The sequence below is a fragment of the Roseiarcus sp. genome, assembly GCF_052145395.1.
Classification (GTDB): Bacteria; Pseudomonadota; Alphaproteobacteria; order Rhizobiales; family Beijerinckiaceae; genus Roseiarcus.
The window spans coordinates 1-2,653 of the sequence record NZ_JBKQOT010000270.1 but is presented as its reverse complement, the minus strand read 5'-3'; the positions used below and the strand labels follow the sequence as shown (position 1 = coordinate 2,653).

Genomic DNA, 2,653 nt, shown 5'->3' with positions numbered 1-2,653 from the left:
ATTGAACAGGATGGCCAGGAACTCGCGCGCACGTCCTCCAAGGCGACGGAGCCGCGGACGTTCGGAGCTGACTCATGCAGCTTGTGAGGCAGCATGAGATCGACCCCTTCGATGAGCCGATCAATTGCAGAGTTGAGGAACTCTCGGAATAATCGCGGATGGGCTGAGTCAACAAAGGAACCCGGTCCCCCATAGAGCACGGCTCAACGCCATCGAAGCCGCGATCGGCATAAAGACCTTTCGCGACAATGGCGCTCGGAGGTCGTTTCCGCGAAGGGGGCGACCCTCCGATCGCCGTCTATGACGGACGAGACCGAAGGGTCGGATTTCGGTCGAAGACGAAACAAACCAAGGCGCCAAGGGCGGCCGCCCCTGGCGCGGTTGACCTCGTCGGCGAGGCCAAAATCAACCGCCTTGGGTGAGGTGTTTCAGTGCGTGATCTCTCGACGCTCGCGCAGGAAGCGGAAAAACTCCATACCCTCGCTCAAGCGCCGCTTCAGCATGTCGGGACTAGTCGCCATCTCGCCAATGATCGCGGCGATCTTGTTCGGGCGAAAATAGAAGCTGCGATAGAAGGTTTCGACCGAATCGAAAATCTCGGTGTGGCTCAATCCCGGATAGCTCAACGGGGCGATCTGCCTGCCGTCCTCGTTCACCAGATCCGCATTGGCGTCGTCGAGCCAGCCCTTTTCCAGCGCCTGCTTGTAGAGAAACGTGCCCGGATAGGGCGCCGCCAACGACACCTGGAGCGTGTGGGGGTTGACTTCCTTGGCGAACGCGATCGTCTCCTTGATCGTCTCGTGCGTCTCGCCGGGCAGGCCCATGATGAAGGTGCCGTGGACGGTGATCCCAAGCTCCCGGGTATCCTTGGCGAACCTCTTTGCCACGTCGATCCGCATACCCTTCTTGATGTTGTGGAGAATTTGCTGGTTCCCGCTCTCATAGCCCACCAGCAGCAAACGCAAGCCATTGTCACGCATCACTTTCAGCGTGGCGCGCGGCACATTGGCCTTGGCGGTGCAGGACCATGTGATCCCGAGCTTCCCGAGCTCCCGGACGATCGCCTCGGCGCGCGGCAGATCGTCGGTGAATGTGTCGACGTCGAAGAAGAATTCCTTGACCTCCGGAAAAGCCTTCTTCGCCCAAGCCATTTCCTCGATGACGTGACCGACCGAACGGGTGCGGTAGCGATGCCCGCCGACGGTTTGCGGCCAAAGGCAGAACGTGCAGCGCGATTTGCAGCCGCGCCCGGTGTAAAGTGACATGTAGGGGTGCTTGAGATAGCCGCTGAAATATCGATGAATGTTCAAGTCACGCTTGTAGACTGGCGTCACAAAGGGCAAGTCGTCCATGTTTTCCAGGATCTGGCGGTCCGGCGTGTGCTGGATCTTGCCATCCGCGTCCCGGAAGGAGAGGCCGCGGATCGACTTCCAGTCCCGCCCGTCGGCGACTTCCTTGATGGTAAAATCAAATTCGTTGCGGGCGGCGAAATCGACGACCGGCGCGGACTTCAGGCACCCTTCGGCGTCGACCGCCGCCTTGGCGCCGATCAACCCGACCTTAAGAGCCGGGTTGGCGTCCTTGAGAGCCGTGATCGCTTTCACATCGGAGGAGAAGGAGGGCGTTGAAGTGTGCAGCACCGCCAGCTCGAAATTTCTGGCCTCGGCGACAACCTCGGCCAGCGAGGTTCGATGGGGCGGCGCGTCGATCAGCTTGCTGTCGGGCACCAGCGCGGCCGGCTGCGCGAGCCAGGTCGGGTACCAGAAAGACGGAATCTCGCGCTTCGTCTGGTAACGGGCGCCGGCGCCGCCGTCGAACCCGTCGAAGGAGGGCGCTTGCAGGAACAGGGTTCGCATCATTTCAGGTTCTCGCTGTCTCTAAAGCTGTCGCGCCGGGCGGACCCGCTTAAGCCATCGCGCCTGACGACGAAATCCGTTCCACGCCAGCTGGCGCGCGGACTCGATATAACAGGCGAAAAAGAACGCGAACGACAGAACGTCTCTTTAAGAGAGTTAGAGCGTCGTTCGCTTTTGGCAAATCAAATTCGCGCGTGAGGCAATATTTCAAGAACAGCCGACACGTCAAGGCGCCGAGAACCGCCGCCAGTCCCCAGGCGTCGAACCCACGAAGGGCCGCCTCGACCAGCGCCAGCGGCAAGGGGTGAGTGACGCCGCTGCTGATATATCCGACCGGGTCGACGGTGAAATCGTCCGCGCCCAGCGCAGTTCATGCCGAACCACCTCGCCGAGCGATTCTTCTTCGCATGAGTGAGCCACCAGCAACGGGGGAAGGACACCCCGATGCCCGGCTTGGCGTACCGCCTTGCCGATGGCGTAATCGTCGGCCAATTGGTTTGCCACCGCCTCGAAGCCCCCGATCCGCGATAATGTCTCTCGCGACAGCGCAATTGTCGCGCCTAGGCACGGCCGCGCCAGGCCGGCGGCGGCGGAGATGGATAGCGCAACTTCCTGAGGACATGCGGCGTCCTGAATCCTCACTGCGCGCGCTGCGCGGCTGATTCCTTCACACCTTGCCAATCCAATTGCGGTCTTCCCACACCGCCCGCAAAGAAATGAGATTGCGCCGGTCAAAAACATTGCCAGCCGCCGCGCCCAGCTTGCCTTTCTTGACGTTGTTCCACGCGTCGCTGGCG

2 protein-coding genes are annotated in these 2,653 nt (G+C 61.2%); both read right to left on the bottom strand.

Annotated elements, in window-relative coordinates:
- Nucleotides 1-428 precede the first annotated feature (428 nt).
- On the bottom strand, nt 429-1,856 hold the full coding sequence (gene hpnJ, locus ACLP25_RS09060) for a hopanoid biosynthesis associated radical SAM protein HpnJ (protein ID WP_442468872.1): 1,428 nt from the start codon (nt 1,854-1,856) through the stop codon (nt 429-431).
- 225 nt (nt 1,857-2,081) lie between these two features.
- Nucleotides 2,082-2,597 carry a glycosyltransferase gene (locus ACLP25_RS09055; protein ID WP_442468871.1) on the bottom strand — a complete coding sequence of 172 codons (516 nt, stop codon included), beginning with the start codon at nt 2,595-2,597 and terminating at the stop codon, nt 2,082-2,084.
- Nucleotides 2,598-2,653 lie beyond the last annotated feature (56 nt).

What these genes read in the sequence shown, in the direction of transcription:
- hpnJ (WP_442468872.1), bottom strand. Translation starts at nt 1,856, where the DNA reads ATGCGAACCCTGTTCCTGCAAGCGCCCTCCTTCGACGGGTTCGACGGC.
- ACLP25_RS09055 (WP_442468871.1), bottom strand. Translation starts at nt 2,597, where the DNA reads ATGTTTTTGACCGGCGCAATCTCATTTCTTTGCGGGCGGTGTGGGAAG.